The following is a 24,993-nucleotide window of genomic DNA, read 5'->3' on the forward strand; positions in this document are numbered from 1 at the left end:
TACCGTCACGGCGGGACGGGCCGGAAAACCGTGTGGACCGAACCTCAGCGGACACGTGCCACAGCGCACGGCATCGTCAGCGGCAGACAGCCAGTGCTTTCGCCACCAGGTCCGGGTCCTGCCAATCGAACCAGTGGATGCGCGGGTCCGCCCTGAACCAGGTCAGTTGCCTGCGGGCGAATTTCCGCGTGGCCACGATGGTGTCCTCCGTGGCCTGCCCGGCATCCCATTCGCCGTCGAGCACTTTCAGGAACTGCGAGTAGCCCAGCGCGCGGGGGGCGGTTTTGCCCTGCCTCAGCCCGGCGGCGTCCAGCCGTTGCACCTCGGCCTGGAGTCCGTTGGCGACCATGCCGTGAACGCGTTGCGCCAGCCTGTCCTTCAGCAGCTCCCGGTCCACCTCGAGCCCGACCTGGACCGCCGGCTGGTAGTACTCCCGGACAGGCATGAAGGAACTGAAAGGGCGCCCTGTCAGTTCAAAGACCTCGAGGGCACGGACAACCCTGCGGGCATCGCCCAGGCGGGCGGCGGAGACGGGATCGACCGCTTCCAGCCTGTTGCGCAGCGGCGTCAGGCCGGCGTCGCCAAGCTCCGCTTCCAGCCGGCGCCGGATGTCCGGATCCGTGCCGGGAAACTCGAGGACGTCCAGGGCGGCCCGGACGTACAGGCCAGACCCGCCTGCCAGGATTGCCCGCTTCCCGCGCCCGTGGATCTCCGCGATAGCTGCCCGCGCTTCCTGCTGGAAGTCGGACACACTGGCTTCTTCGGTGACGTCCAGGGTGTCGAGCAGGTGGTGCGGGACTCCCCTGCGTTCCTCCGCAGTGATTTTGGCGGTGCCGATGTCCATTCCGCGGTAGAACTGCATGGCGTCGGCATTAATGACTTCGCCGTCGAGTTCCAGCGCCAGCGCCACGGCGAGATCCGACTTGCCGGACCCGGTGGGGCCGACCACCGCGATAACGGGAGGGGCGCCCTGAGGCTGCGTCGTGGGGTTGGTGTGCTCTTGCGGGCTGGCCATGGCCTAGCTGCGGCGGACGGGGAGCGCCGGCATGCCGAGGGACACTCCGCCCTTGCCGCCGGCACCGCTACCGGCCACGGGCGCTCCGCAGGAGTCCGCCTGGGACCTGTCCCAGGCGTCGCCGGCACGCGAGCGGCGCAGGGAGTAGTCTGCCGCCGATGCCGGATCGGCCACCAGGTGGAAAGCCGCGGCTTCGGTGATGGTAACCGTGACCAGGTCACCGGGGCGCGGCTTCTCCGCACCCTCCGGCACCGAGAAATGCACCAGGCGCTGGTCCTGCGACCGGCCCGACAGCCGGTGTGTTTCCTCCGACTTGCGGCCCGCCTGTGCCGTGACCATGACTTCCACCTGGCGGCCCAGCTGGCGGGCGTTCTCCTCGGCGGCAATCCTGTCCTGCAAGGCGGTCAGGCGCTCGAAGCGTTCCTGGACCACGGCTTTGGGAAGCTGGTCCGGCAGATCGGCGGCGGGGGTGCCGGGGCGCTTGGAGTACTGGAACGTGAATGCCGTGGCAAAACGGGATTTCTCGACGACGTCGAGGGTGGCCTGGAAGTCCCCTTCAGTTTCTCCCGGGAAGCCCACGATGATGTCCGTGGAAATGGCCGCATGCGGGATGCGCTCCCGGACCTTGTCCAGGATGCCGAGGAACTTGGTGGAGCGGTAGGAACGCTTCATGTCCTTGAGCACCTTGTCCGAGCCCGACTGCAGGGGCATGTGCAGCTGCGGCATGACATTGGGGGTCTCGGCCATGGCATCGATGACATCGTCAGTGAACGCGGCAGGGTGCGGACTGGTGAAACGGACCCGCTCCAGTCCTTCGATTTCGCCGCACGCCCGGAGCAGTTTGGAGAAGGCCTGCCGGTCGCCGAATTCCACGCCGTAGGAATTCACGTTCTGGCCCAGCAGTGTGACTTCGATGGCGCCGTCGTCCACCAGCGCCTGGATCTCGGCGAGGATGTCGCCAGGGCGGCGGTCCTTTTCCTTGCCGCGCAGGGCCGGAACGATGCAGAACGTGCAGGTGTTGTTACAGCCCACCGAGATCGAGACCCAGCCCGAGTACACCGAGTCCCGCTTGGTGGGAAGGGTGGATGGGAAAACGTCCAGCGACTCCAGGATCTCCAGCTGGGCTTCGTTGTTGTGCCGGGCGCGCTCCAGGAGCGCGGGCAGGGCCCCGACGTTGTGGGTGCCGAACACGGCGTCCACCCACGGAGCCTTCTTCAGGATTGTTTCGCGGTCCTTCTGGGCCAGGCAGCCGCCCACAGCGATTTGCATGCCGGGGTTGGCCGCCTTGACCGGCGCGAGCATCCCCAGATTGCCATACAGCTTGTTGTCGGCGTTCTCCCGGACGGCGCAGGTGTTGAAGACCACCACGTCGGCGTGCTCCCCGGATGCCGGGACATAGCCCGCATCTTCCAGCATGCCTGCCATCCGCTCGGAGTCGTGCACGTTCATCTGGCAGCCAAAGGTACGCACCTGGTAGGTACGTTGCCGGGCAGCCGGGGATGCTGTGTCGGTGGTGGCGGAAGTGCTGGTGCCGGACGCTGGGGAGGGAATGGTCAAACTCACCTGTTAAGGGTACCGGTTCACAGGAATTCCGTTGCCGCCCGTTCCCCGGCGGCGGTGTCCAGGACCTCCCCCACAATCCGGAAGGCCTGCGAGGGCTGGTATCCCTTGCGGGCAAGCATGGAGGCCAGCCGACGGGTGACTTTGTCCCGCTCGGCCCGGTCCGTGAGGTCCGCTGAGGCCTTCAGCTTGCGTTCGACGAGTTGGCGCGCAGCCGATTCCTCAGCTTCGTCGCTGAGCTGTTCCAGGGCCCGGGCAGCAATGTCCGGCTCGATGCCCTTGTCCGCGAGCTCACGCCGCAACGCTCCCTTGGCAAGCTTCCGGGTCTGGGACCTGCTCCGGACCCACATGTCGGCAAACTCCGCGTCATCGACGAGCCGGACTTCTTCGAACCGGTCCAGCACGGACTCCGCCACATCGTCCGGAACGTTGCGTTCGGCGAGCTTGCGGGCCAGCTGCAGCCTGCTCTTGGGCGAGTTGGTGAGCTGCCGCAGCACGATGGCCCGCGCCACCGACACCGGATCCGGTTCCGCATCCTGTTCAGACAGCGGCGCCGGGGAGAACCCGTCCCCGACGCGGTTTCCCCTAGAAACCGTCAACGGCCTTGAGCTTCGGCGACGCTTCTGCTTCGGCCGCCGCAGGCTTCACGCCGACGCCAAGCTTCTCCTTGATGAGGCGCTCCAGTTCCGCGGCAAGCTCGGGGTTGTCCCGGAGGAAGCGCCTGGAGTTCTCCATGCCCTGGCCCAGCTGGTCGCCGTCGTACGTGAACCAGGAACCCGATTTCTTGATCAGGCCGTGCTCCACACCCATGTCGATGATGCCGCCCTCGCGGGAAATGCCCTGGCCGTAAATGATGTCGAATTCGGCGATCTTGAAGGGCGGGGCCATCTTGTTCTTGACGATCTTCGCCTTGGTGCGGTTGCCCACCGAGTCTGCGCCTTCCTTCAGCGTCTGGATGCGGCGGACATCGATGCGGATGGACGCGTAGAACTTCAGTGCCTTACCGCCGGTGGTGGTCTCGGGTGATCCGAAGAAAACGCCGATCTTCTCGCGCAGCTGGTTGATGAAGATGGCGGTGGTCTTGGTCTGGCTCAACCGGCCGGTGATCTTACGGAGCGCCTGGCTCATCAAACGGGCCTGGAGGCCGACGTGGCTGTCACCCATGTCGCCTTCGATTTCCGCGCGGGGCACGAGGGCTGCCACGGAGTCGATGACGATGACATCGAGGGAGCCCGAGCCGATCAGCATGTCCATGATTTCCAGAGCCTGCTCACCGGTGTCCGGCTGCGAGACCAGCAGGGCGTCGGTATCGACACCCAGCTTGGCGGCGTATTCGGGATCCAGGGCGTGCTCGGCGTCGATAAAGGCGGCGATGCCTCCCTGCCGCTGGGCATTCGCGACGGCATGCAGGGCAACGGTGGTCTTACCCGACGATTCGGGGCCGTAGATTTCGACCACGCGTCCGCGCGGCAGGCCGCCAATTCCGAGAGCAACGTCCAAGGCAATGGAGCCGGTGGGAATTACTTCAATGGGAGCACGTACTTCGTCGCCCAGCCGCATGACGGAGCCTTTGCCGAACTGCTTGTCGATCTGGGCCAGCGCTGCGTCGAGCGCCTTCTGACGATCCGGGGCTGCCGCCATGGTTCACACCTCTAGTTTTCTCGCTGTGGAGTGGCCTGAGCGGCCTTTATCTGTCATCACTGACGCTAACGGCACCCACCGACATTGTTGCCGGATGACATTGCGTATGTGGAAAACGGTCTGGAAAAAGCATAGCCCGACCCGAACAGATATTCGAACAATCCTTCGGCGTGTCAGGCTGCGGACAATCAGTTCCGGGAGGGCTTGACGTCCCTCCCGAGACGGCGCTCAGCCGGGACATCCTGCACATCGCACATCGCGAGCCAGACCTGCCGCGGGGGAACACCCGCCGCCAGCGCCTGGTCCGCGGTCCGCCCGCCAACACCTGCGAGCACCAGGGAGCTACTGAGGACGCGGGAGTATCCCGCACCGAACTCGTCGTCCATGAGCCGCCAAAAGTCGCTGATTCGCACGGATAAAGTCTCTCACGCCTGCGGCCAATAGAATGGTTGCCATGAGCAACCCAGCCGTGGAACCCGATGCTTCCGGGGCCACCGAAAACAGCGTCGACGCGGCCCTGCGAACCGTGGAGAACCAGATCAGCCTCTTCTGGCGCCGTGGACGCTCCCTCTCCCAGCAGCTGTCCCGGCAGGTCCACCCGGACATGGAGCCGGCGGCCTATGGCCTTCTCACCGTCATCCGCCGCGAAGGTCCCATCCGGCTCACCGAACTGGCAACGTGCATCGGAGTCGGCAAGCCGTCCGTCAGCCGGCAGATCGCGTTCCTTGAGAGCATCGGCCTTGTGTCGAAGGAAGCGGACCCACTCGACGGCCGGGCCCAGACGATCCGGCTGACGCCCAAGGGCGAGGAGAAGATGCACCAGGTGCAGGATGCCCGGCGTGAGGTGTTCCGTGAGCGGCTCGGGGAATGGCCGGTGGAGGACCTGCAGGCTCTCGCCGCTTACATGGCCAAGCTCAACGCGACCTATGAGCGCGACGGCTTCCCCAGGGACGAGGCGAAATAGCGGCCTGACGGCCGGCCCTCCCGGAGGGCACGCGCGGGCTCCGACAGCACGCATCACAACGAGGGGCCGCCGGCATCGCCGGAGGCCCCTCGTGTCAAATACGAAGATCTAATATGTGCGGGTCAGCGGGCGCCCGAGAGCAGTCCCTTGGCCAGTTCGTCAGACAGTTCAGTATTAAGTTCGCGGTCAAGGTAACGCTGCGAGAATTCCTGCGGGACGGTGTCTGGAACAGCAACGCCCTCAGCGACGGCAACGCGGTCGCTGACTTCGCGGAGCATGCTGGACAACGGGACGTCCAGGGCCGAGCAGATCGAAGACAGCAGCTCCGAAGAGGCTTCCTTCTGGCCGCGCTCCACTTCACTGAGGTAACCCAGGGAAACCCGGGCACTGTGTGACACTTCGCGGAGGGTACGGCCCTGACGCTGGCGAACGTCGCGCAGCACATCACCGATTTCGTGACGAAGTACTACCATCTTGCGCTCCTTCTGTTCGCTCTTTGCCTGATCGGCGAGGCCCACATCCTTCCAGCGGACAACGCCGTTCACGGATACGGGCTGCTTTACCATCTGTATCGCCTTGCTCCCTCGTACGTCAGGTCCGCCCTCATCAGGCGAACCATAATTATTTATTCATCCTAGGCGCCTCACTGATTCCGAAGCGACACAATGTAACAACTATTAGGAATCAAATTTTGTTCCCGGCAACTTTACGCCGGGTAAGCCTCGGAAGATAGGGCCTCCAGCAGCCGCTCCAAAGCAGCCGCACATGCCTGGCCCCGGATGTCCGCGCGGTTTCCCTCGAAAACGTAACCGAACGACGTCGTACCGTCCGCGGTGGCGATGCCGACGAAAACCGTTCCCACGTCCTTCCCGCCGTGTGGTTCCGGTCCTGCGACTCCTGTGGTGGACACTCCAATGTCTGCCCCGCAGACCCGCCGCGCCCCCTCGGCCATCGCTTTCGCCACGTCACCATCGACGGATCCGACGGCGTCCAGCAGTTCGCCGGGGACGCCCAGGACGTCCGCCTTGACGGAATTCTGATACGACACCACACCGCCCTGCAGCATCCCCGAGGCGCCGGGGGTATCGGCGAGGACCGCCGCCACCATGCCCGCAGTCAGGGATTCGGCGGTCGCCACGGTCAGTCCGCGCCCGATGGCGCCGGTGACTGCTTGTTCGGCGATGCGGTGCAGATTGCTCATGGCAGCTCTCCTTGTACGCGCTGGCTGGCTGCGCGCCGGCCGTTTGCCCGCAGCTTCAGCGCTTCTACGACATATTGTCCGCCGGTCCAGACAGTGATCGCCACAGCGGCCAGCATCACCACGAAGGCCACCACACCAAGCCACGGAGCCAGTGAAGCGAGCGGGACCACATACAGCAGGATCGCGACAGTCTGCACCACGGTCTTTAGCTTGCCGCCGCGGGACGCCGGGATGACGCCGTACCTGATCACAAAGAACCGCAGTGCCGTGATCCCCCATTCGCGGGCCAGGATCAGGATGGTGATCCACCACGGCAGTTCGCCCAGCAGGGAGAGCATCACGAGGGCGGAGCCGGTGAGCAGCTTGTCCGCGATCGGATCGGCGATCTTTCCGAAGTCAGTGATCAGTCCCCGGCTGCGGGCGATGTCGCCGTCGAGCTTGTCCGTGTAAATGGCAACCGCAAACGTCAAGGCCGCGGCCCAGCGCCAGAGGCCGTTCTGGCTGTCGAACCCCGGTGCGTCCGCGACGAGGAACCAGACGAAGAACGGCACCAGGACGATCCGCAGCATCGTCAGGATGTTCGGAAGGTTCCAGATCCCGGAGGCGGAGCCTGAGCTGTTGGCTTCAGTGCTAGTCACCCTCCTAGGCTACCGTCCGGTGAGCGACCAGGCGTCTTCGGAGCCGTCTTCGTCGTCACCGTAGCCTCCCGCACTGCCGTCGGCGCCGTCGTAGTACTCAACCTTCTGGGTGCGGTTGTCCAGGTCCGCCGCCACGAGGTCCTCGGCGTAGCCGCCCTGGGCGATGTTCGCGTTGGCGTTGTCGCTGAGTGCCGCGGTCTGCGAATCCGGCGCAGCAGGGGCCTCCTGGCCCTTCATGGCAGCGAGGACGGCGGCGAGGTCGTCGGGCTTCACCAGGACGTCGCGGGCCTTGGAACCCTCCGACGGGCCCACCACTCCCCTGGATTCGAGCAGGTCCATGAGCCGGCCCGCCTTCGCGAACCCCACGCGCAGCTTGCGTTGCAGCATTGAGGTGGAGCCGAACTGGGTGGTGACCACCAGTTCGGTGGCCTGCAGCAGCACCTCGAGGTCGTCCCCGATGTCGTCGTCGATCTGCTTCTTCTGCGCCTCGGGCGCGACGTCGTCACGGTACACAGCCTTCAGCTGCCCCTTGACGTGCTCAACGACCTTGTGGATTTCCGATTCCGTAACCCAGGCGCCCTGGACGCGCATGGCCTTGGACGCGCCCATCGGCAGGAAGAGCGCGTCACCCTGGCCGATGAGCTTTTCCGCGCCGGGCTGGTCCAGCACCACGCGGGAGTCGGTGACCGAGGAGGTGGCGAACGCCATGCGGGACGGGACGTTGGCCTTGATCAGGCCGGTGACGACGTCGACGGAAGGCCGCTGGGTTGCCAGGACCAGGTGGATGCCGGCGGCACGGGCCAGCTGGGTGATGCGGACAATGGAATCTTCGACGTCGCGCGGTGCCACCATCATGAGGTCGGCGAGTTCGTCCACGATCACCAGCAGGTACGGGTAGGGGCGGATGACGCGTTTGGAATCGACCGGCGGGTGGACCTTGCCGGCCCGGACCGCCTTGTTGAAGTCGTCGATGTGCTTGAAGCCGTAGTTGGCAAGGTCGTCGTAGCGGGCGTCCATTTCGCGGACCACCCACTGCAGGGCCTCGGCGGCCTTCTTGGGGTTGGTGATGATGGGCGTGATGAGGTGCGGTACGCCCTCGTACGCCGTGAGTTCCACGCGTTTCGGGTCCACCATCACCATACGGACCTCGTCCGGCGTGGCGCGCATCAGGATGGAGGTGATCATGGAGTTCACGAAGGACGACTTACCGGCACCGGTGGCACCCGCTACGAGCAGGTGGGGCATCTTGGCGAGGTTCGCCACCACGTAGCCGCCCTCGACGTCCTTGCCGACGCCCATGACCATCGGGTGGTCGGTGCGGCGGGCGTTCTGGCTGCGGAGCACATCGCCGAGGGACACGGTTTCGCGGTCCGTGTTGGGGATCTCGATGCCGATGGCGGACTTGCCGGGGATCGGGCTGAGGATACGGACGTCACTGGACGCGACGGCGTAGGAGATGTTCTTGGACAGCGCCGTGACGCGTTCCACCTTCGTGCCCGGGGAGAGTTCGATTTCGTACCGGGTGACCGTGGGGCCGCGGCTGAAGCCGGTGACCTGGGCATCCACGTTGAACTGGTTGAGCGTTTCGGTCAGTGACGCCACGATCGCATCGTTGGCCTCCGTGCGTTCCTTCGGGATGGAGCCCGGGGTCAGCACGTCCGACGACGGCAGGGTGTACGTGACGTCCCCTGCGAGCGAGAGCTGCTCCGTGCGCTGCGGGATCGGCGTGGGCGGCGGGGCCGGGGCGACGGGTCGCGACGGCACTTGCGCGGCTGAGGCAACGGCGGCAGCACCGGCTGCGGGATTGAGTGATCCGGCAGCCACCATCCCCGGAGTCACCAGCGGGATGGCCTCGGTGGCGTTCTCGCCGCTTGCATCCTGTCCCTTGGTGCCCAGCCCCTGGGCTGCCTTGATCTTCTCGACGGCGATTTCTGCCTGGGTGGGCCGGCGCACACCGGGCGCCGGACGCGGACCCTTGCCGCCTGCTTTGGTGCCGCTGGGGCTGCCGGCCGTTTCGTCGTCGTCGATGACGGCATGTTCGAAAGCCTCGTCGCCCACATATCCTTCGAGGCGGGGATCAGTCTCCTGGTCCTTGCCGAACAGCCTGCTGCGCCGCTTCTTCTTGGGCTCGTCCTTGCCGGCGTTCTCGTAGAGGTAGCTGCGGTCGTGAACGTCGCCGGGTTCCTGCAGGTCGATGCCCATGAGGTGCTCGTAGGCATCCCTGATCCGGCGGGGAATCGCGCCGAAGGGCGTAGCGGTCACAATCAGGAGGGACGTGAAGGCCAGCAGGCCGTATACGGCCACAGGCACCGCGACATGCAGGGCAGCCAGCGGCGAGGCGGCCAGGAAGCCGAGCATTCCGCCGGCCTGCCTCAGTCCGTCGAAGCCGTCCGTTACGGTGGGCTGGCCGCCGATGACGTGTGCCAGGCCGCAGCCGGCAAACGTCATGATGAGGAAGCCAATGCCGATCCTGTTGTTGCCCCGCCCGTCCGACGGCTGGCGGAACAGCCGGAAGGCACAAACGAAAAGCATGAGCGGCAGCAACAGCGACATCCAGCCGAACGTGCCGTTGACGATCGCGAACACAGTGTCGGGGAACCATCCCTTGAAACCCCACCACGCGAAGGTTGCAACAAACACGCCCAGGGCGAGGTTGAAGAGGGCTGCACCGTCGCGGCGGTCCTCGGGGGCAAGGTCGCTGACGTCGTGGCCGATCCGACGGACGCCGCCGCCGACTACGTGCCCTATTCCCAGCCACGCGCCCGCGGCCACCCGCACGAGCCACGGCTGCCGGGGTTCGACGGCAGCCATCTGGCGGGTGCGTGTCGTGCCCGATGATCCTCCGGTCCGGCTGGATTTGGACGCAGCGGAGCCGGAGCCCCTGCCCGCTGAGCTGCCTGATTTGCCGCTTGAGTTGCCTCTAGGCGCGGAGGAGGTACGTGTCGCCATACCCGCCACGGTACCCGAAGCCCGGCCAAAAACCCCGGATTTCCGGGGCGTTCCGGGATGCATGTTGCGGACGGGACGGCTAGGTCAAAACGTCTCCGGGGGCTCGCCCGGGTTAAACGACGGGACCCTCCCCGCAGGCAGCGGCCCGGGGGCCTGCTTTCCTGCGGTAAGGGTCCCGTCAAACAATCCCGGGCGCTTACGCCTCCAGCACCACCGGAATGATCATTGGCTTGCGGCGAAGCTTGCGGTTGACCCACGTGCCGACAACACGGCGGACAACCTGCTGGAGCTGGTGCGTAGTGTGGTCCGTGTGGTTAAGTACGGCCTCTTCCAGCGCAGCATTGATCTTGGGAATGATCTCGTCGAAAACGGAATCGTCCTCAGCCACACCGCGGGCGTGGATTTCCGGTCCTGAAACCACCTTACCGGTGGCGCGGTGGATCACGGTGATGATGGAGATGAAGCCTTCGTCGCCAAGGGTCTGGCGGTCCTTCAGGTCAGCTTCCGTGACTTCGCCGACGCTGGAGCCGTCAACGTAGACGTAGCCCACCTCGACCTGGCCCACGACGTCGGCCTGGTGGTCCCGGAGGTCGATCACAGTGCCGTTGTCCGCCAGCAGGATGCTCTCGTCCGGCACGCCGGACTCGAGGGCGATCTTGCCGTTGGCAATCAGGTGCCGCGTCTCGCCGTGCACCGGCATCGCGTTCAGCGGTTCCAGGATGTTGTAGCAGTACAGCAGTTCCCCGGCCGCGGCGTGGCCGGACACGTGGACCTTGGCGTTGCCCTTGTGGATGACATCGGCGCCGAGCTTGAGCAGGCCGTTGATGATGCGGAAGACCGCGTTCTCGTTGCCCGGGATCAGGCTGGACGCCAGGATCACGGTGTCGCCCTGTCCGACGACGACACGGTGGTCACCGTTGGCCATGCGGGACAGGGCAGCCATCGGCTCGCCCTGGGAGCCGGTGGACATCAGCACCACACGGTTGTCCGGCAGGTTGTCGATGTTCTTGATGTCAACCAAAATGCCCGGGGGCACGTCGAGGTAGCCGAGCTTCTCGGCGATAGCCATGTTGCGGACCATCGAGCGGCCCACGAAGGCAACCTTGCGGTTGTGGTTGGCCGCCGCGTCGAGGACCTGCTGGACCCGGTGCACGTGCGAGGAGAAGGACGCGACGATCAGGCGCTTGGACGCCTGGCCGAAGAGACGGTCAAGGGTGGGGCCGATTTCCTTCTCGGCGGTGGTGAAGCCCGGCACGTCGGCGTTTGTGGAGTCCGACATGAACAGGTCCACGCCCTCTTCGCCCAGCTTGGCGAAATGGCGGAGGTCGGTGATGCGGCCGTCCAGCGGCAGCTGGTCCATCTTGAAGTCACCGGTATGCAGCACGGTGCCGCCGGAGGTACGGAGGAACACGGCAAGGGCGTCAGGGATGGAGTGGTTGACGGCCACGAATTCGCATTCAAACGGGCCGAACTTCTGCACCTGTCCCTCGGTGACGGTCTGGGTGATCGGCTTGATCCGGTGTTCCTGCAGCTTCGCCTCGATAAGGGCGAGCGTCAGCTGGGAACCGACCAGGGGAATGTCGGCGCGCAGGCGCAGCAGGTACGGAACGGCACCGATGTGGTCCTCGTGGCCGTGCGTCAGGACGACGGCCACGATGTCATCGAGGCGTTTCTCGATGTAGGAGAAATCGGGCAGGATCAGGTCCACGCCTGGCTGGGTCTCCTCCGGGAAGAGGACACCGCAGTCGACGATCAGCAGCTTGCCATCGATTTCGAAAACGGTCATGTTGCGGCCGATCTCCCCCAGGCCGCCGAGCGGAACGATCCGCAGGGTGTCCTTGAGAAGTTTCGGTGGCGTGACAAGGCCGGGAAGGGCGGTTTGGGTCATAGTGCACTACTTTCCGGGCGGAACAGGAATGGTATTTGCCGATCAGGAAAAGACCATGCCTGCTTCCGCCAAATCCTCGCGGATGATTGCGATCTCAGCTTCGTCCGGCTCCACGAGGGGCAAACGGACAACCGAGTTGGGCAGGACTCCCTGCCATTTAAGAATCTGCTTGGCCGCAACGGCCCCCTGCACACGGGTCATGGTGGCCCGGATGACAGGTTCGAGTTCAAAATTGATCTTCCGGGCGGTGCCCAGATCGTTGGCGTTCACGGCGTCGATCAATTCACGGAACCGGCGGGTAGCGACGTGGGTGGTGACGCCCACGAGCCCTACGGCACCCATCGCCATCCACTGCAGGGTCAGTCCGTCGTCTCCGGAGTAGAACAGGAGGTCGGTCTGGGACATGACGCGCGTGGCCGCGGCGAAATCGGCCTTGGCGTCTTTGACCGCAACGATGTTCGGGTGCTCGGCGAGACGGATCAGGGTCTCCGGAGCAATCTGAATTGAGGAACGGCCGGGGATGTCGTAAAGCATCACGGGAACGTCGGTGGAGGAGGCAATGGTCTCAAAGTGGGCGCGTACGCCGGCCTGGCTGGGCTTGTTGTAGTACGGCGTGACGATCAACAGACCGTCAACGCCAACCTCGGCTGCCTGCTTGGAAAGGTGCACGGAGTGCGCGGTGTCGTTCGTTCCCGTGCCGGCGATGATGGCTGCGCGGCCGCCGACAGCTTCCTTGACCGCACGGAACATGCCCACGTTTTCCTCGTCGGTGAGGGTGGAGGTTTCGCCCGTGGTGCCGGTGACGACCAGGCCGTCGCAGCCGTCGTCGACAAGCTTTACGGCCAGTTCCGCCGCCTGCTGGTAGTCCACTTTGCCGTCCTCAGTGAACGGCGTGACCATAGCGGTCAGGAGGGTGCCAAAAGCAGGGTTATTCGCGGAAGTGTCAGCCATAGGAAAAACGTTACCCTGTCCCCGCCTTGTTAGGACAATGGCGGCCGCGTGATCGTCGTCAAATTCACACCACGAACGTCACTTGTCAATGCCGCGGGCCGGTCCCGGCTCCACCGGTTCGCGGCCTCCCGATTCCGGGGCGGGTGCACCGCAGTAGCGGGCTACAGCATCTTCCCGCAACGACTCCGCCCACGAGGCCAGCCGCTGGGCGGCGCGGACGTAGTGGAACAGCTCTGTAGGCGTGAGGGCCTCCAGGTCGCATTCAGAGAGCCGCCGCGCCAACTCGGCGCCGGGCGGCTGGGCGGACAGGGCCACACCCTCCCTCCCCCACTGGATATCCTCGGCCGGGTTTCCGGCCACCAGCTGCCGAAAGAGATAGTCCACCACACCGGGGCTCATCGCCTTGAGCGGACCAGGTGAGGTCTCGCGTTCCGGGAGCTGGCGTTCCTGGAGGCTGCGTTCTTTGGGGCGGCGCTCTTGAAGTCGGCGTTCTCGAAGTCGGCGTTCTTGAAGTCGGCGTTCCGGTGCATCATTCATACCCCGATGCTATTCGAACATATATTCGAATACAAGAGCCTGTGAGCGGGATATGAGACGATCGGCTCATGACCTCCCGTGGCACTGCTTCCCCCTCGCGGACTGCCAAAGGCACCGGCACCACAACGAGGCTCACCGGAGTCGACGCGGCCCGGGGGCTGGCGCTTCTTGGCATGATGGCCACCCACCTGCTTCCCACGTTCGAAGCAGACGCGCAGCTGACGCCCACGTGGGTCGGCCTGACTTTCTCGGGGCGTGCGGCCGCGCTGTTTGCCGTGCTGGCCGGGATCGGGCTCGCCCTGTCCACCGGAAAACAGCGTCCGCCACGGGGCCAGGAGCTGAGCGGCGCACGCCGCGGCATAGCGTTGCGCGCCCTGGTGATCGCCGTCGTCGGGCTCTTCCTGGGCGGGCTGGACGTCAATGTCGCGGTGATCCTGGTTCACTACGCCGTGTTGTTCCTGTGTGTGCTCCCGTTCATTGGGCTCGGCATCAAACCGCTCTGTGCACTGGCTGCCGGCTGGGTACTGGGCTCGCCGGTGCTGGCCTACCTGCTGCGGCCGTGGCTCCTGGCGCCTTCGCCGCCGCTGCAACTGGGCCACAACCCCAACTGGGACGACCTCACCACGCCGGGCCGCCTGCTGGGCGACATTTTCCTAACCGGGTACTACCCCGTCCTGCAGTGGCTGAGCTACCTGCTGATCGGGCTGGTCATCGGCCGGCTCGCACTGACGAAGGCGACCGTCCAGGTGCTGCTGCTGGCCGGCGGGACCGTGGTGGCAGTTCTGGCCAAATGGCTGGGCATGCTGACGATGGATGCGTGGGGCGGCAAAGAAGCGCTGCGGGCCCACCTGGCGGACCCCCGCTACCCGCTGGACAGCCTCCTGCAGGTGAACCTCGCCGGTGTGGAACAATCGGGCTCCTGGTGGTGGCTGGCAAGCAGCGCCCCGCATTCGGGCACAACACTGGACCTGCTCCACACTTCGGCCGTAGCGGCCGCGGTGGTAGGCGCCTGCCTGCTGCTCGGGAGGCTGGGCGAATGGCTTAGCCTGGACCTGCTGCTGCCGCTGCGGGGTGCCGGCGCCATGACCCTCACCCTGTACACGGCGCATGTGTGCCTGGTGGCCGCCATGTACCTGCAGCCGTTGCCCGCCGGATGGACCCGCGAAGGCGTGTATGCGGCGCAGGCGCTGACAGCCATCCTCATCGGAGGGTCCTTCGCGGCACTCAACTGGCGGGGGCCGCTCGAGTGGGTGGCCCACGCCGCCAGCGAGGTCGGCCGGTACCGTCGGGCGGGAATCCGCTAGGCGCCCTGGCGGAACAGCTTCAGGGCATCACGCATCGATGCGCGGGCACGCTTGCGGTCGCCCGCGGCGTCATAGGCACAGCTCAGCCGGAACCAGGAACGCCAGTCTTCCGGCGCTTCCTCGGCTTCGGTCCGGTACTTCTCAAACTCGGCGTCTGCCGATTCCCGCACAATCCGCCCGGCGGGTGTGCGCTGCAGGTTGTCAACCGGCAGCCCGCCCTCGGCTTCGAGGACCTTGGCCATCTGTTCGGTCCGGGCACCGAACAGCAGTTCACGGACCAGGGCCCAGGCTCCGATGACCGGCAGGACCAGGTAGGCGGCACCAATGGCCTTGGCCACGGGGTTGGGATCGGCGAGGAGCAGGACGGAGCGCTGGAAGGACACCACCAGGTAGAAGACCAGCAGCAGCGTCACCGCGCCGACCCAGATTTTGGTTCGGTTCTTCTTAAAGCCGGCGAGGATGTTGCCCATTGCCGTCAGACTCCGAGGTCAAGGAAGCCGTCCAGGCCCACGGTCAGCCCGGGGTGGCCTGCTACGTTCCGCACTCCCAGCAGCACGCCCGGCATGAAGGAAGCCCGGTCGAAGGAGTCGTGGCGCAGGGTCAGCTGCTCCCCCGGTCCGCCGAGCAGGACTTCCTGGTGGGCCACAAGGCCGCGGAGCCGCACACTGTGGACGCGGATACCGTCCACATCGCAGCCGCGGGCGCCGGCGAGCTCGGTGGTGGTGGCGTCCGGACTGGCGCCAATGCCGGCGGCGGCGCGTTCGGCCGCGATCAGCTGCGCGGTGCGGACGGCGGTGCCGGAGGGCGCGTCAACTTTGTCCGGGTGGTGCAGTTCGATGACCTCAACGGACTCGAAGTACTTGGCGGCCTTGGCGGCAAAAGCGGACGCCAGGACGGAGCCGAGCGCGAAGTTCGGGGCAATGAGGACGCCCACCCCGGCATTCCGGCCCAGCAGGTCCTCAAGCGCGCCGAGCCTGGAGGCGTCCCAGCCGGTAGTGCCGACGACGGCGTGCATGCCGTGTTCGACGGCGAAGCGGACGTTCGCTTCGGTGCTTTCGGGGACGGTCAGGTCCACCACGAACCGGGCGCCCGCGCTGACCAGCTCGTCGAGGGAGTCACCGCGTCCGAGGGCCGCTACAAGCTTCATGTCGGGGGCCGCTTCAACGGCTTTCACGGCCTCGGCGCCCATGCGCCCGTTCGCGCCCAGGACGGCGACGGCAAGTTGTTCGGTCATGGACTTAACCCTACCGTCGGGCCGGCTGCGCGGATGAACCGGGTCGGGAGGTTACCAGGCTCCGGCCCCTTTCTTCAGGCTCCGGCCCCGACCCATTCGACGGTCCCGTCGCTGAAGAACTGTTCCTTCCAGATGGGCACCTGGGCCTTGATCCGGTCAACGAGCTCCGAGCACACCTCGAAGGCCTGGCCGCGGTGCGAGGCGGACACGGCGCAGACCAGGGCGGGGTCGCCGATTTCCAGCATTCCCACCCGGTGCGCGGCCCAGATCCGCACTGTTTCGCCGCCGTCGCCCGCATGTTCGGCGACGAGCCGGGCGACGACGTCGGCCATCACCTGGTGGGCGGTGGGATGTGCACTGTAGCTGAGCCGCTCAACAGGCTTGCCGCCGTCGTGGTTCCTGACCACGCCGCTGAAGCTGACGACGGCGCCGGCCGTGTCGGATTCCACAGCGGCGATAGCCTGCGCCACGGAAATAGGCTCCGCGCTCAGCACGGCATTCACGATCTCGAATCCGGATTCAGTGGCCTTGTCAGTGCTCATGGCTGCCTTCCAACTGGTCGCAAAGGTGGCTGATGACCGGATCCAGCACGCTCAGACCGTCCATGACGCCCTTGGGTGATCCGGGAAGATTGACAATGAAAGTGCGTCCGGCCGCGCCTGCGTGTCCGCGGCTCAGCATGGCCATGGGAGTCTTGGCCAGCCCGGCCTGCCTGATTCCTTCCATGATCCCCGGTATTTCGCGGTCCAGCAGCGGAACCGTCATCTCCGGGGTCAGGTCATCCGGGCTCAGGCCGGTGCCGCCGCTGGTGATGATCACGGCGGGCTGCTGTGTCAGCAGGGCGCGAAGCGCGGCGCCCACGGGTTCGCCGTCGGGCACCACCATCGCAGGGAATGTCTCGAAGCCGTGCTCGGTCAGCCAATCGGTGATGACCGATCCGGTTTCGTCGCGGTAGATGCCCGCCGCCGCCCGGTTGGAGGCAATCACGACGCCGGCCTTCCGGCCGGTGGCCTCCCCGTGGCGGTGCGGTTCGGGCTGCTGTCCGAAGGTGCTCATGCTGTCCAGTCCCCGCTCTTGCCGCCGCTTTTGGCCAGCACCCTGATGTCTGTCAATACGGCATGCTTGTCGACTGCCTTGATCATGTCGTACACGCTGAGGGCCGCGACCGACGCCGCGGTGAGCGCTTCCATTTCGACGCCGGTCACGCCGCGGGTCTTGACGGTTGCCAGGACCGCAACGGCATCCACGCCCAGTTCGAAGTCGACAGTGACTTTGGAGATGGGCAGCGGGTGGCACAGCGGGATGAGCTCGGGAGTCTTCTTCGCTGCCATGATTCCTGCGACGCGGGCAACCGCCAGCGCGTCACCCTTCGGCAGGTCGCCCGCGCCCAGGAGGGCGAGTACCTCCGCGGTGGTGCGGACCGTGGCGGTGGCTGTGGCCTCCCGCGTGGTCTCGGCCTTGCCGGAAACATCAACCATCTGCGCTGTCCCGTCCCGGCGCAGATGCGTCAGCCCGGCAGCGTTGTCTTCATTGTTCACAGCGTCCATACTTCCACTTCTGCGCCCGCGGCGAGCGCAGAAGTCCCCACCGGGACATGGATCAGGGCGTTGGAATTGGCCAAGGCATGGATCAGGTGCGAGCCTGCGCCTCCTTCGAGCCGGACCGAGCCGTCCGGAAGGAGCGTGCCGCGCCGGAGCTGGTGCTTCCCCTCGGGTGACTCCAGCGGTGCCGCCAGCCTGGCCAGGATTGCCGGCCGCGGGGCCGGTGCGCCGAACAACGAGCTGAGGACAGGGCGCAGGAACATTTCGAAGGAGACCAGGCAGCTGACCGGGTTACCCGGGAAACCCACGAACGGGACACCGTCGAACCGCCCGATCCCCTGGGGCCCGCCGGGCTGCATGGCCACGTGCAGGAATTCCACGTCCTGTCCCGCGGCTGCCTGCCTGACCACCTCGTAGGCTCCTTTGCTGACACCGCCCGTGGTGACGATCAGGTCCACGTGCGGGGCGTGCCTCCTCAGCATGGCCGTCAGCTCGTCCGGACTGTCCGTTGAGATCGCAGCCCGCAGGACATCCAGCCCGGCCTGGCGCATGGCGGCTTCGAGGAGCGTGCCGTTGGCGTCGTAGATCTTGCCGGGTTCCAGCGGGCTGCCAGGCTCCACCACTTCGTCGCCCGTGGTGGCGAGGAGCACCTTCAGCTTCCGGTGCACCGTAACCTGCGTGATGCCCAGCGCCGCCAGCAGCCCCAGCTGGCCCGGGCCCAGGAACGTTCCGGCGGCGAGCGCCAGCTCCCCGGCCCGGATGTCGCTGCCCGCATTGCGGACGTATGTGCCTGGGTCCGTTACCGGCAGCCGGACCGTGGCCGCCGCTCCGGGTTCCGGAAAGGAGTCCGGAACCGCCTTTTCAACGGGTACGACGGCGTCGGCTCCGGCAGGAATCATGGCTCCGGTCATGATCGGCGCGGCCGTGCCCGGTTCCAGCTCCGCAGCAGTGGCACCGGCCGGGATGGGCGCCACCACTTTCAGGTCCGTCCCGCCGTCGGGAATGTCTTGGCTGCGGACGGCGAAGCCGTCCATTTGGGAGTTCGCAAAGGGCGGCAGGTCCAGGGGCGCGGCGATATCCGCTGCGAGCCCGCGTCCCAGCGCCGCCTGGAGCGGTAACTCTTCGGTACGCCCGGGACCGCTGAAGTCCGCCAGGAGCTCTCGTACCGCCTCGCGGTGGGCCTCCACGGTGCGGGCCTGGTGGCCGTGCCCTGTGGCGGTGTGACCATGGCTGTTGTCGGTGCGGTGCATACGTTCCTTACCTGGGTCCTGGCGTGCTCGGATGCCGGGCGTACCGGGCCCGCCGGCCCGCTACGGCGTCACGTCAACTCTAATGGTGTGGAATCCGGTGGCGCCGTCCGGGGCGACCCTGGACGGCTTTTCAATCTGCGGCACACCGTTGAGGTCCGTGGCCCGGACCTGGATCTCATACTGCCCGGGCGTGAGGGGCAGTGAGAGCTGCCATTGGTACCAGGTGTCCCAGGAAATGCCGGGTGCAAGTTCCGCCGCCTGCCAGCGGCCGCGATTAACGCGGAGTTCCACTGTGCCTATTCCGGTGTGCTGGGCCCACGCGACACCGCCGAACGCCACCGTTCCGGCACGCACCGGGCGGCCGGTGCGCGGGACGTCGATGCGTGAGGACGTCTTGATGGGTCCGCGCTCGCTCCAGCCGCGGGGGGTCCAGTACCCGGCGTCGTCGGCGAACCGGGTCACTTTTAGTTCCGTGAGCCATTTGGTGGCAGAAACGTAGCCGAACAGGCCGGGCACAATGAGCCGCACCGGGAAGCCGTGCTCCAGCGGCAACGGTTCGCCGTTCATGCCGACGGCGAGCAGGGCGTCCCGTGTGTCCGTCAACGCTTCCAGGGGTGTGCCGGCCGTCCAGCCGTCACTGCTGCGGGACAGCACCATGTCCGCACCGCCCTGCGGCCCGGCCATGGCCAGCAGCTCCCGGACCGGCCAGCCCAGCCACAGCGCGTTGCCGATGAGGTCCCCGCCCACTTCATTGGAGACGCAGGCGATGGTGATGTGGCGTTCGGTCATGGGCTTCGACAGCAGCGTGGCGAAGTCGAGCTCGATGTCCCGTTCCACCATGCCCGTGACCTTGAGGACCCAGCTGTCCGGATCCACCGCCGGAACGGTGAGGGCCGTGTCGATCCGGTAGAAGTCCCGGTTGGGCGTGACCAGCGGACTGATGCCGTCAAGCCTCAGCTCAGCTCCGGCCGGAACCGGCGGGACCGGGGATGCCGGGGACGGCAAGGCAAGTTTGCTCCGGAATTCGCTGACGCCGGCCGCGGCGCCGCGCAGGACAACAGCAAGCGCGCCTCCAAGGATCGCGACGACGGCGGAGCCGCCCAGTGCCTGCATGAACCGGCGCCGGGCCGGTCCGGCCGCCGCGGCTGCCGGGCCCCCGTCGCGGAGGCGTGACATCAGCCAGCGCAGAACCAGGATTCCGGTTCCGGCCGCAAGCAGGGGCAGCGCAATGGCGCTGCCGCTTGCCTGTTCCCGGCCAAGGACCGCTGCCAGGCCCGCCACGCCAAATAGGGCGATGACTGCAAACCCTGCTAAGCGGCGCCGCCACTCCAGGAGGCCGGCTAGCGCAGCGAGGGCGGCTATGGCCAGTCCCATGCCGACGAGCAGCGCCAGCTTGTCCGCCGTGCCGAACACTGAGACGGCCCAGTCCTTCACGGCCGGAGGTACGGCATCGATCACTGCACCGCCAACGCCGGTCAAGGGCGAAAGTGAGGGGCTCACGAGGGCGGCGGCGAGTTCGCCGGCCACCACGCCGACGGCCACGGCGACAACGCCTGCGGCCGCTGCCCGCCGGCCGGCGGCGGCGGTGGCCGCGCCGGGGACGGCGGCAGGAACAGCGTCGGGAGGCATTCTCGCGGATCCCCTTCCCTGCGGATCAGTGTCCACGGCGCACCTTCGCTTCCGTCATGTCCTGGCTTCCGGTTGAACTCCGTCGCGGGGCGTCCGACGGGTGCGCCCGGTCCGGGGCGGGCAGGCGCAGCGAGAACCGGCAGCCGCCGTCGACATTTTCCACCGTCACGCTGCCCTCGTGGGCGCGGATGATTCCGGCCACCATGCTGAGCCCGATCCCGGCGCCGCTGTAGCCCGCGGCTTCCGGTTCCGGTCCGGTGATACCCGTGCCGCCGGAGCGGCTGCGCGAGGGATTCTTCTGCCATCCGGTGTCGAAGAGGCGGGGTATGTCCTCCGGTGCAATTCCGCCGCAGCGGTCCGTCACCGAAACCACCGCATCGTCCCCGTCCCTGGTGACTTCAACGGTCACGCCGGAGCCGGGCTGGCTGTACAAAATGGCATTCAGCACCACGTTGCGGACCGCCCGCCCCAGGGAGGGGCCGTCCGCGAGGGCCAGGCACTCCCGCACCCCGCCGCCGTCGAGCCTTATCTTCCGGCGGGTGGCGAGCGGTGCGAGGTCCGCGATCGCGTCGCTGGCGAGGTCGTAGAGATCCAGCGGTTCGGCCTTGAGCCGCAGGGTGCCTGCCTGGATCTTGGAGAGCTCCAGGAGATCATTGACCATGATGGCCATCTGGTCTGTCTGGCTGATGATTTTGCGGTAGTAGCCGCTGACGTCGTCGGCCATTCCGTCTTCAAGCGCTTCGGCCATCGCGCGCATGCTGGCCAGCGGCGTGCGAAGGTCGTGCGAAATCCAGCTGACGAGTTCGCGGCGGGAGTTCTCGACGGCGGCCTCCCGCTCCCGGGATTCAGCCAGCCTGCGGCTGCTGCGTTCCAGTTCGTCCGCCAGTTCCGAGAGCTCGGAACTCATGAGCGGCGCCGGCAGGCCCGGGTGCTCGCCGCGTCCAATGCTCCTTGCGGCAGCTGCGAGGAGTTTGGCGTTGCGCGACACGCGCGCCCCGAGGACCAGTGAGATGGCCACGGCCACCGCGGATGCGATGGCCAGGACGTACCACATGACCTCCAGGTCCCGGGCGGAAATAACCATCGCATTGAAGGCGCTCACCATGCCTGCGGTCAGGACCGCAACGGTGGACAGCACCACCACGCAGATCTGGACGGCGATGGACGTCCTGCGAAGTGGTCTGAGCAGCAGCAGCGATGCGGCTCCAATGACCACGGCCCAGAGCAGCGCCCAGGCCACGATGGCGAGAAGTTCAGCTGTTTGCACCGGAGGCTCCGTCCGGAGTGTCCAGCCGGTAGCCCACGCCCCACACCGTCTTCAGGAGGGCGGGCCGGGTGGGATCCGCCTCGATCTTTTCGCGCAACCGGCGGACGTGAACGGTGACCGTGGAGAGGTCCCCGAAGTCCCAGCCCCACACGGCCTTGATGAGTTCCTCCCGGCTGAACACCTGGTTGGGGCGGCGCAGCAGGAAAGCCAGCAGGTCGAACTCCCGGATGGTCAGCGCGAGCGGTGTTCCGTGATGCGTCACGGTCCGGGCGGCAGGGTTGAGCTCAAACCCGGCAACCTCGACAGCAGGATCGGGGCTGAATTCCTGCACGCTGCGGCGCAGGACAGAGCGCACCCGGAGCACCAGTTCGCGGGGCGAGAAAGGCTTGGTGATGTAATCGTCCGCGCCGACCTCCAGCCCCAGGATCCTGTCATCCTCCGTCCCCAGGGCCGTCAGCATGATGACGGGGACGCTCGTCGTCTGGCGGAGCCTGCGGCACACTTCCACGCCGTCCAGGCCGGGCAGCATGCGGTCCAGCAGAACAAGGTCGGGGTGCCGGTCCGCGGCGAGGCGCAGGGCCGTGAACCCGTCCCCGGCGAGGTCCACCTGGAAGCCCGCCTGCACAAGGTAGTCACGGACCACGCCGGCGATGGTCTGTTCGTCTTCGACGAGGAGTATTCGCCGGTTTCCGACTGTGGCCTGGGCCGGTGCCGGCTGGGACTTGTTCACTCCTCCAGCATAGGTTCGGGGCCTGGGTGTGGCGCGGCTTTGCCGCCCGCTGTGGCGATCCGTAGGGATTCCGTAAGATCCGCGGATGTCATGGGCGTGATGGTTGACCCCAAGGTGGCGTAGCCTGAATTCATGAGTGTTCAGCTTGGTATGCCGCAACCCCGGGAGGGCGCAGGTTCCGACCCGCGAGTGCCGTCGCTGCCGTCGCGCCCGGAGGGCATGCCCGCGGGCCTCATGGACCGGTACGGACGCCGCGCCACAGACATGAGGTTGTCCCTGACGGACAAGTGCAACCTGCGCTGCACGTACTGCATGCCGGCCGAAGGCCTCGAATGGCTGGCCAAGCAGGCCGTGATGTCCGCCGAGGAAATCGTCAGAATAGTTCGGATCGGCGTCGACATGCTGGGGGTGCGCGAGCTGCGCCTCACCGGCGGCGAGCCCCTGGTCCGGGCCGACCTCCTGGACATTATCTCCGCCTTGCGCCAGGCGCACCCGGAGCTGCCGATCTCCATGACCACCAACGCGGTGGGGCTGGATAAGAAGGCGGCCGGGCTAAAGGCTGCCGGCCTTTCCCGGATCAACGTTTCGCTGGATTCCCTGCACGAGGAGACTTTCACCAAGCTGACCCGGAGGCCTTTCCTGGACAAGGTATTGGCCGGCGTGGACGCCGCGTGGGCCGCCGGGCTTGGTCCCGTGAAGCTCAACGCCGTCCTGATGCGCGGAATCAACGACGCCGAGTCCCCGTCGCTGCTGGCGTGGGCCCTGGACCGCGGCTACGAACTCCGCTTCATTGAGCAGATGCCGCTCGACGCCGACCACGGCTGGACCCGCCGGAACATGATCACCGCGGCCGAGATCCGCGAACTCCTGTCCGTCGACTACGTGCTCAGCGCCGATCCAAGGGACCGTGACGGTGCACCGGCCGAACGCTTCGAAGTACGCCGCAGGGCCCCGGGTTCCGCCGAGGCCGCCGGCCCCGTGCTGGGAACAGTGGGAATCATCGCCTCCGTCACCGAACCGTTCTGTTCGGACTGCCGCCGCACCCGGATCACGGCTGAGGGCAAGATCATGAGCTGCCTGTTCTCACGCGAGGAAGTCGATCTCCTGGGGCTGCTGCGCGAAGGCGCCACGGATGAGCAGCTCGCTGGGCGCTGGCAGGACGCCATGTGGATCAAGCCGAAAGCCCACGGCATGGACCACGTCGGTTTGGACGCTCCGGACTTCGTCCAGCCGGACCGCAGCATGAGCGCCATCGGAGGCTGAAGCATTGAACGTACGTTATTTCGCTGCCGCGCGCGCTGCGGCAGGGGTGGACGAGGAAAAGTTCGAACTGACCGACGGCGCCACCCTGGAGGAACTGTTGAGCGCCGTGCTCGACGCCGACCGCCCGGTGCCGCCCGCCGGTACCCCGCCGCTCGCGCGGCTTCTTTCGCGCAGCAGTTTCCTGCTCAATGAAGTGGCCGTGCGCGACCGATCAGTGGTCCTGGGGCCGGATGACGTAGTGGACGTGCTGCCGCCGTTTGCCGGCGGTTAGGGATCGGGCAGGTTCTTACGACGGGCCGCCCCGTTCCGTGCCGAGGGCCAAGGCCAGCAGTGAATTCCTGCTCCTCACACCGCAGGCAGCAAAGACCAGTTTGAACTGGTCCTGCACCGTGTAGGGGCTGATCCGAAGTGCCGCCGCCAGCGCCGCGGTGTCCAGTCCGCCCGCGGCGAGTTCCAGCAGGCTGCGCTGCCTCCGCGTCAGGCCGAAGCACCGGGCGAACACGTCAAGCCGTTCCCCCGCCGGGCATTCCTGAATGGTCACTGCCAGCTTCGCTGCCCCGTTCTCCCGCGGGTCCAGCCGGAATGACCTGAGCACTGCCCACCGGCCGCTGCCGATGCTTACCCGGGCGGACGCCGGGTGGGAATCCACTCCGGCCTCCCGTGCCAGGAGTTGCGCGGCCACGTTGAAGACCTCGGCCGGGACGGCCTCGAACGGCCGGGGCCCCGGCTGCAGCAGGCAAAGCCAGTCGGCCGCCGAGGCGCTCCGGCTCGTTACTTCCAGCTCCGAGTCCAGCGTCAGCACCGCCTGTTGGGGCAGCCCCGCCGCGGGCGGCACGTCGCGGCGCGGCTTCGCATCGAGCCTCATCCTGGCTGCCCTGCTTCGCCGCAGGCCAGCCGCGATGACGGGCGCCACAGCCGCCAGGTGCTTCGCTTCGAGGTCCGTAAATAGCCCGTCATCTGCGCTCCGCCACAGATCAAGCCAGCCCCAGCAGCCGTATCTGTCCGCGAACACCGTGGACAGGACATCCACCACCCCGTACCGCCGGAGGACGCCGTTCCAGAGCGGGCTCCGGGCAGGGTCTCCCCCGGTTGCCGTCCGCAGCGTCACCGCGGGCGGCACGTTGTCGATGAGCGCCGTCCACCGGCCGGGAGCCGTCATGTACTTCAACCTGATCAGAGCCGGCAGTTCCTGCGGGCAGGGAATCCGGGCCATCGGTGAAATTCCGGTGCACGTTTCGGGGTCGGTCAGGGGCCACACAAACGAACTGAACGGAACAATGCCGCCAATCTCCGCTAACAGGGCTGCGCGCAAGTCATGGTCCTCCAGCGGCGAACCGCAGAGGTCACCGATCCTTTCCAGGCTTCGGCTCGCCGCCCAGTGCGTGGTCATGCAAACAGTATGGCCCCGGGAACCGCAGCACGTGGGGGTCA

26 protein-coding genes are annotated in these 24,993 nt (G+C 66.6%); 4 read left to right on the plus strand and 22 right to left on the minus strand.

Features of this window, described 5'->3' with window-relative positions:
- Window positions 1-76 precede the first annotated feature (76 nt).
- From miaA to JOE31_RS15565, 5 genes are all read right to left on the minus strand, one after another.
- On the minus strand, window positions 77-1,015 hold the full coding sequence (gene miaA, locus JOE31_RS15545; protein WP_209746148.1) for a tRNA (adenosine(37)-N6)-dimethylallyltransferase MiaA: 939 nt from the start codon (window positions 1,013-1,015) through the stop codon (window positions 77-79).
- Between the two features lie 3 nt (window positions 1,016-1,018).
- The gene (miaB, locus tag JOE31_RS15550; protein WP_209746152.1) at window positions 1,019-2,578 is read right to left on the minus strand and encodes a tRNA (N6-isopentenyl adenosine(37)-C2)-methylthiotransferase MiaB; all 1,560 of its coding nucleotides are present in this window, start codon (window positions 2,576-2,578) and stop codon (window positions 1,019-1,021) included.
- Window positions 2,579-2,595: 17 nt separating this feature from the next.
- Window positions 2,596-3,087, minus strand: coding sequence for a regulatory protein RecX (locus tag JOE31_RS15555; protein ID WP_209748493.1), 492 nt, complete (start codon window positions 3,085-3,087; stop codon window positions 2,596-2,598).
- A 73-nt stretch (window positions 3,088-3,160) separates the two neighbouring features.
- Window positions 3,161-4,216: a recombinase RecA gene (recA, locus tag JOE31_RS15560; protein WP_028271945.1), complete on the minus strand. Its 1,056-nt coding sequence runs from the start codon at window positions 4,214-4,216 to the stop codon at window positions 3,161-3,163.
- A gap of 188 nt (window positions 4,217-4,404) precedes the next feature.
- Window positions 4,405-4,629: a DUF3046 domain-containing protein gene (locus JOE31_RS15565; protein ID WP_209746154.1), complete on the minus strand. Its 225-nt coding sequence runs from the start codon at window positions 4,627-4,629 to the stop codon at window positions 4,405-4,407.
- Window positions 4,630-4,670: 41 nt separating this feature from the next.
- Between JOE31_RS15565 and JOE31_RS15570 the strand changes: the two genes are divergently transcribed.
- The gene (locus JOE31_RS15570) at window positions 4,671-5,180 is read left to right on the plus strand and encodes a MarR family winged helix-turn-helix transcriptional regulator (protein WP_209746156.1); all 510 of its coding nucleotides are present in this window, start codon (window positions 4,671-4,673) and stop codon (window positions 5,178-5,180) included.
- Between the two features lie 122 nt (window positions 5,181-5,302).
- On the opposite strand, the gene JOE31_RS15575 is transcribed toward JOE31_RS15570, so the two are convergent.
- The 7 genes from JOE31_RS15575 to JOE31_RS15605 all read right to left on the minus strand — a co-directional run bounded on the left by JOE31_RS15575 (window position 5,303) and on the right by JOE31_RS15605 (window position 13,344).
- On the minus strand, window positions 5,303-5,746 hold the full coding sequence (locus tag JOE31_RS15575; RefSeq protein ID WP_043429615.1) for a helix-turn-helix domain-containing protein: 444 nt from the start codon (window positions 5,744-5,746) through the stop codon (window positions 5,303-5,305).
- 140 nt (window positions 5,747-5,886) lie between these two features.
- Window positions 5,887-6,381, minus strand: coding sequence for a CinA family protein (locus JOE31_RS15580; RefSeq protein WP_209746157.1), 495 nt, complete (start codon window positions 6,379-6,381; stop codon window positions 5,887-5,889).
- Window positions 6,378-7,019, minus strand: a complete 642-nt coding sequence (pgsA, locus tag JOE31_RS15585) for a CDP-diacylglycerol--glycerol-3-phosphate 3-phosphatidyltransferase (RefSeq protein ID WP_209746159.1) — start codon at window positions 7,017-7,019, stop codon at window positions 6,378-6,380. The genes JOE31_RS15580 and pgsA overlap by 4 nt, the downstream gene beginning before the upstream one ends.
- 9 nt (window positions 7,020-7,028) lie before the next feature.
- Window positions 7,029-9,968: a DNA translocase FtsK gene (locus tag JOE31_RS15590; RefSeq protein WP_209746160.1), complete on the minus strand. Its 2,940-nt coding sequence runs from the start codon at window positions 9,966-9,968 to the stop codon at window positions 7,029-7,031.
- Between the two features lie 196 nt (window positions 9,969-10,164).
- Window positions 10,165-11,856, minus strand: coding sequence for a ribonuclease J (locus tag JOE31_RS15595; protein ID WP_011691314.1), 1,692 nt, complete (start codon window positions 11,854-11,856; stop codon window positions 10,165-10,167).
- A 42-nt stretch (window positions 11,857-11,898) separates the two neighbouring features.
- Complete coding sequence (gene dapA, locus JOE31_RS15600) at window positions 11,899-12,807, minus strand: 4-hydroxy-tetrahydrodipicolinate synthase (protein WP_209746163.1); 909 nt, start codon at window positions 12,805-12,807, stop codon at window positions 11,899-11,901.
- Between the two features lie 78 nt (window positions 12,808-12,885).
- Window positions 12,886-13,344, minus strand: a complete 459-nt coding sequence (locus tag JOE31_RS15605) for a hypothetical protein (protein ID WP_245199214.1) — start codon at window positions 13,342-13,344, stop codon at window positions 12,886-12,888.
- Window positions 13,345-13,412: 68 nt separating this feature from the next.
- On the opposite strand from JOE31_RS15605, the gene JOE31_RS15610 reads away from it, so the two are divergent.
- Entirely contained in the window at window positions 13,413-14,648 is a 1,236-nt protein-coding gene (locus JOE31_RS15610; RefSeq protein ID WP_209746164.1) for a heparan-alpha-glucosaminide N-acetyltransferase domain-containing protein, read from the plus strand.
- Here JOE31_RS15610 and JOE31_RS15615 read toward each other — a convergent pair.
- The 9 genes from JOE31_RS15615 to JOE31_RS15655 form a co-directional block, all read right to left on the minus strand.
- Entirely contained in the window at window positions 14,645-15,118 is a 474-nt protein-coding gene (locus tag JOE31_RS15615; RefSeq protein WP_209746166.1) for a hypothetical protein, read from the minus strand. The genes JOE31_RS15610 and JOE31_RS15615 overlap by 4 nt on opposite strands.
- Before the next feature lie 5 nt (window positions 15,119-15,123).
- The gene (dapB, locus tag JOE31_RS15620) at window positions 15,124-15,882 is read right to left on the minus strand and encodes a 4-hydroxy-tetrahydrodipicolinate reductase (protein ID WP_209746168.1); all 759 of its coding nucleotides are present in this window, start codon (window positions 15,880-15,882) and stop codon (window positions 15,124-15,126) included.
- A gap of 74 nt (window positions 15,883-15,956) precedes the next feature.
- Window positions 15,957-16,424 (minus strand): molybdenum cofactor biosynthesis protein MoaE, encoded by a 468-nt coding sequence (locus tag JOE31_RS15625; RefSeq protein WP_209746170.1) that lies wholly within the window; start codon window positions 16,422-16,424, stop codon window positions 15,957-15,959.
- The gene (locus tag JOE31_RS15630) at window positions 16,414-16,938 is read right to left on the minus strand and encodes a MogA/MoaB family molybdenum cofactor biosynthesis protein (protein ID WP_209746171.1); all 525 of its coding nucleotides are present in this window, start codon (window positions 16,936-16,938) and stop codon (window positions 16,414-16,416) included. The genes JOE31_RS15625 and JOE31_RS15630 overlap by 11 nt, the downstream gene beginning before the upstream one ends.
- The gene (moaC, locus tag JOE31_RS15635; protein ID WP_209746172.1) at window positions 16,935-17,429 is read right to left on the minus strand and encodes a cyclic pyranopterin monophosphate synthase MoaC; all 495 of its coding nucleotides are present in this window, start codon (window positions 17,427-17,429) and stop codon (window positions 16,935-16,937) included. The genes JOE31_RS15630 and moaC overlap by 4 nt, the downstream gene beginning before the upstream one ends.
- A complete protein-coding gene (gene glp, locus JOE31_RS15640; protein ID WP_209746175.1) occupies window positions 17,417-18,673 on the minus strand; it encodes a gephyrin-like molybdotransferase Glp in 1,257 nt (418 codons plus the stop codon). The genes moaC and glp overlap by 13 nt, the downstream gene beginning before the upstream one ends.
- Window positions 18,674-18,733: 60 nt before the next feature.
- Entirely contained in the window at window positions 18,734-20,302 is a 1,569-nt protein-coding gene (locus tag JOE31_RS15645) for a molybdopterin-dependent oxidoreductase (RefSeq protein WP_209746176.1), read from the minus strand.
- A gap of 25 nt (window positions 20,303-20,327) precedes the next feature.
- Window positions 20,328-21,569, minus strand: a complete 1,242-nt coding sequence (locus tag JOE31_RS15650; protein ID WP_209746179.1) for a cell wall metabolism sensor histidine kinase WalK — start codon at window positions 21,567-21,569, stop codon at window positions 20,328-20,330.
- The gene (locus JOE31_RS15655; RefSeq protein WP_209746181.1) at window positions 21,556-22,299 is read right to left on the minus strand and encodes a response regulator transcription factor; all 744 of its coding nucleotides are present in this window, start codon (window positions 22,297-22,299) and stop codon (window positions 21,556-21,558) included. The genes JOE31_RS15650 and JOE31_RS15655 overlap by 14 nt, the downstream gene beginning before the upstream one ends.
- Before the next feature lie 132 nt (window positions 22,300-22,431).
- Between JOE31_RS15655 and moaA the strand changes: the two genes are divergently transcribed.
- Together moaA and JOE31_RS15665 are read left to right on the plus strand one after the other, a co-directional pair.
- Window positions 22,432-23,562, plus strand: a complete 1,131-nt coding sequence (moaA, locus tag JOE31_RS15660) for a GTP 3',8-cyclase MoaA (RefSeq protein ID WP_209746183.1) — start codon at window positions 22,432-22,434, stop codon at window positions 23,560-23,562.
- 4 nt (window positions 23,563-23,566) lie between these two features.
- Window positions 23,567-23,833 carry a MoaD/ThiS family protein gene (locus tag JOE31_RS15665; RefSeq protein WP_209746188.1) on the plus strand — a complete coding sequence of 89 codons (267 nt, stop codon included), beginning with the start codon at window positions 23,567-23,569 and terminating at the stop codon, window positions 23,831-23,833.
- A 15-nt stretch (window positions 23,834-23,848) separates the two neighbouring features.
- Here JOE31_RS15665 and JOE31_RS15670 read toward each other — a convergent pair whose 3' ends face one another.
- On the minus strand, window positions 23,849-24,952 hold the full coding sequence (locus JOE31_RS15670; RefSeq protein ID WP_209746190.1) for a LuxR family transcriptional regulator: 1,104 nt from the start codon (window positions 24,950-24,952) through the stop codon (window positions 23,849-23,851).
- Window positions 24,953-24,993 lie beyond the last annotated feature (41 nt).

This window comes from Arthrobacter sp. PvP023 (genome assembly GCF_017832975.1).
In the GTDB taxonomy this organism is placed as follows: domain Bacteria; phylum Actinomycetota; class Actinomycetes; order Actinomycetales; family Micrococcaceae; genus Arthrobacter.

Bases quoted from the DNA above. Each gene is read 5' to 3' on its own strand.
- moaC (WP_209746172.1), bottom strand. From the start codon at position 17,429: ATGGACGCTGTGAACAATGAAGACAACGCTGCCGGGCTGACGCATCTG.
- JOE31_RS15590 (WP_209746160.1), bottom strand. From the start codon at position 9,968: ATGGCGACACGTACCTCCTCCGCGCCTAGAGGCAACTCAAGCGGCAAA.
- JOE31_RS15570 (WP_209746156.1), top strand. From the start codon at position 4,671: ATGAGCAACCCAGCCGTGGAACCCGATGCTTCCGGGGCCACCGAAAAC.
- JOE31_RS15605 (WP_245199214.1), bottom strand. From the start codon at position 13,344: ATGAATGATGCACCGGAACGCCGACTTCAAGAACGCCGACTTCGAGAA.
- JOE31_RS15575 (WP_043429615.1), bottom strand. From the start codon at position 5,746: ATGGTAAAGCAGCCCGTATCCGTGAACGGCGTTGTCCGCTGGAAGGAT.
- dapA (WP_209746163.1), bottom strand. From the start codon at position 12,807: ATGGCTGACACTTCCGCGAATAACCCTGCTTTTGGCACCCTCCTGACC.
- JOE31_RS15595 (WP_011691314.1), bottom strand. From the start codon at position 11,856: ATGACCCAAACCGCCCTTCCCGGCCTTGTCACGCCACCGAAACTTCTC.
- JOE31_RS15580 (WP_209746157.1), bottom strand. From the start codon at position 6,381: ATGAGCAATCTGCACCGCATCGCCGAACAAGCAGTCACCGGCGCCATC.
- JOE31_RS15625 (WP_209746170.1), bottom strand. From the start codon at position 16,424: ATGAGCACTGACAAGGCCACTGAATCCGGATTCGAGATCGTGAATGCC.
- glp (WP_209746175.1), bottom strand. From the start codon at position 18,673: ATGCACCGCACCGACAACAGCCATGGTCACACCGCCACAGGGCACGGC.
- dapB (WP_209746168.1), bottom strand. From the start codon at position 15,882: ATGACCGAACAACTTGCCGTCGCCGTCCTGGGCGCGAACGGGCGCATG.
- JOE31_RS15615 (WP_209746166.1), bottom strand. From the start codon at position 15,118: ATGGGCAACATCCTCGCCGGCTTTAAGAAGAACCGAACCAAAATCTGG.
- recA (WP_028271945.1), bottom strand. From the start codon at position 4,216: ATGGCGGCAGCCCCGGATCGTCAGAAGGCGCTCGACGCAGCGCTGGCC.
- JOE31_RS15630 (WP_209746171.1), bottom strand. From the start codon at position 16,938: ATGAGCACCTTCGGACAGCAGCCCGAACCGCACCGCCACGGGGAGGCC.
- JOE31_RS15645 (WP_209746176.1), bottom strand. From the start codon at position 20,302: ATGCCTCCCGACGCTGTTCCTGCCGCCGTCCCCGGCGCGGCCACCGCC.
- JOE31_RS15610 (WP_209746164.1), top strand. From the start codon at position 13,413: ATGACCTCCCGTGGCACTGCTTCCCCCTCGCGGACTGCCAAAGGCACC.
- JOE31_RS15670 (WP_209746190.1), bottom strand. From the start codon at position 24,952: ATGACCACGCACTGGGCGGCGAGCCGAAGCCTGGAAAGGATCGGTGAC.
- miaA (WP_209746148.1), bottom strand. From the start codon at position 1,015: ATGGCCAGCCCGCAAGAGCACACCAACCCCACGACGCAGCCTCAGGGC.
- moaA (WP_209746183.1), top strand. From the start codon at position 22,432: ATGAGTGTTCAGCTTGGTATGCCGCAACCCCGGGAGGGCGCAGGTTCC.